The 1,922-nt window shown below is 65.1% G+C and carries 2 protein-coding genes and 1 pseudogene; all 3 read right to left on the bottom strand.

What is annotated here, in order from left to right:
- Window positions 1-643, bottom strand: a 643-nt coding sequence (locus APY03_RS31650) for a DUF3275 family protein (RefSeq protein WP_068683426.1), incomplete at its 3' end; no start/stop codon positions are given.
- A gap of 93 nt (window positions 644-736) precedes the next feature.
- The gene (locus APY03_RS31645) at window positions 737-1,564 is read right to left on the bottom strand and encodes a DUF932 domain-containing protein (protein ID WP_003120024.1); all 828 of its coding nucleotides are present in this window, start codon (window positions 1,562-1,564) and stop codon (window positions 737-739) included.
- A gap of 144 nt (window positions 1,565-1,708) precedes the next feature.
- Window positions 1,709-1,922: pseudogene (locus tag APY03_RS31640) on the bottom strand (DUF3577 domain-containing protein); the annotation flags it as partial.

Here is a 1,922-nt window from a genome sequence, read left to right as displayed (position 1 = left end):
AGTCCAGCGCGTAGCCCAACTCGCCCAGGCGGGCGATCTGCGCGCGCAGGGTGCGGCGGTCGATGGTCGAATCCAGTTTCACGGACTCGCCCAGCGGCCACAGCAGGCCGAACATTGCAGTGTCACCGTCGTCGGTACTGCCAAGGGCAGAAGCCGCAGCAGGTGGCGGCGCATCCACGCCAAAGGGCGTGGTATCGACCATCGGGTCCGCGGACGCCTGCACGGGTGCGGGCTTGGCGGGCCTGGACGCTTTGGCGGGCTTGGCCGGTGTTGCCGCAGGCTGCGCCGCTTGCTCTTCATCGAGCGGATCGACGTCCTGGGTGGCGAAGCTGCGTGCTTCGTCGCGGCTGAGTTTGTCGATGCCGTTGAGCGTCATGCCGTCGAGGCTGGCACGGATCTCGAACCGCATGCCGCCGCCGACCGGATAGGACTTCGGGAAGATGTACCTGATGATGAATTCCCCGTCGTACTTGCCTTCGGGGTACTGCTCCAGCTCCGGGTCTTTGACCTCGAAAGTACCGAGGTGCGTGGCGAGGCGGCCAACCGTGAACGGGCCGTTCTTGCCGCGGATGGTACGCAGCGTGAGCTGGCCGGGGACGACGATGGGCGCAACCGATTTCTCGGAAGCCGATGGGGTTGCCATGATGGTTCTCCTGATGATGAATGACGGGCCGCCGACGGCACCCGGTGGATGAGAGGAATGGCCTCGCCCGAGGTGGGCGAGGTCCGCGTGGCATCACGCCTTGAGCTGGCGCATGCCTTCGGCCAGCAGCCACAACGCCCGGTTCAGGCGCAGGTTCTGGTCGATGCCTTGCACCGGACGGGTGCGCTGATTGCGGCCGTTGGCCTTGCGTCCGTTCAGGCCTCCTTTGACGAGGTTCTCCTGGACGCGGTTGAAGACGGCCCACAGGTCGTTCTTGCGGTCGTCCCATCGCCGGGGTGCCAGCAGTTGGCTCTCCGTGACAGGCGTGGACTTGGCTGGATCGTCGTACTTGAGTGCGAGCGCGGAGTTTGCAAAGACCTCCGCTTCGCCCTCATCGAGGTTGATGGTGCGCATCGCATCGCGCGCGTTCTGCACGCGCTCGAAGCCTTCGAGGACTCCGTAGGCACCTTCGATCACCTGGCTGGCCACGTCGCCCTTGTGGGGAACGCGGATGTCGGCGGTGGTGTCACCGCAAACCAGGCCGTTGTGGCAGACGAACCGGAACATGCCGGCGAGCATCTGATAGCTGCTCGTGCCGTCGTGGCTGTTGAGCAGGATGATCTCGTTCGCCTCGTCGCCGTTGATCTGGCTCGCATGGCGAAGTCGGATGAGGTGCTTCGTGTACTCGCGCCGGTCTTCGTTGCGCACGCGTGTCTGGCACACCATGAAGGGCTCGAAGCCCTCCTGGCGCAGCTTGGTCAGCACGGTCGAGGTCGGTATGTAGGCATATCGATCGGACCGACTCCCATGCGGAGCGTCGGCGAAGATCGACGGAACGACGGCACGAATGCGGTCGTCCGAGAGTGGACGATCGGAGCGCAGGATCGGGGATTGCGGAGCAAAACGGGATGCCAGAGACATGGCTGATCTCCTTTGAGAAATGCGACAACCGCGCGGCGGTGAGACCACGCGGAACTCGGGGGATGAAATGCGCAAGCGCGCGTCATGGGGACGCGGCGGATGCGGGAAGAGAAGCGACAAGGCCCCGTGAGGGGCCATGCCGTATCAGAACGAAGCAGCCAATGCCGGCTCCTGCTCTTCGACTTGCGCCTCGGGCTCGCGCTCGGCGGGCTCGGTGGCCGTGTCGATGGCGTCGTCGGCTTCGGACGCGGATGCGTCTTCGGCCGGCGGCGCCTCGGGTTGCGCCTGGCTCGTCGGATAGACCTGGGTGCCGTCGATCTTGATGAGACCGATGTGGACCAGCGTCGATTCCAGGCTT

It is taken from the genome of Variovorax sp. WDL1, assembly GCF_001541225.1.
In the GTDB taxonomy this organism is placed as follows: domain Bacteria; phylum Pseudomonadota; class Gammaproteobacteria; order Burkholderiales; family Burkholderiaceae_C; genus Variovorax.
The sequence above is the reverse complement of the archived record's forward strand: the minus strand, read 5'-3'. Positions and strand labels throughout refer to the sequence as shown.

What these genes read in the sequence shown, in the direction of transcription:
- APY03_RS31645 (WP_003120024.1), bottom strand. Translation starts at nt 1,564, where the DNA reads ATGTCTCTGGCATCCCGTTTTGCTCCGCAATCCCCGATCCTGCGCTCC.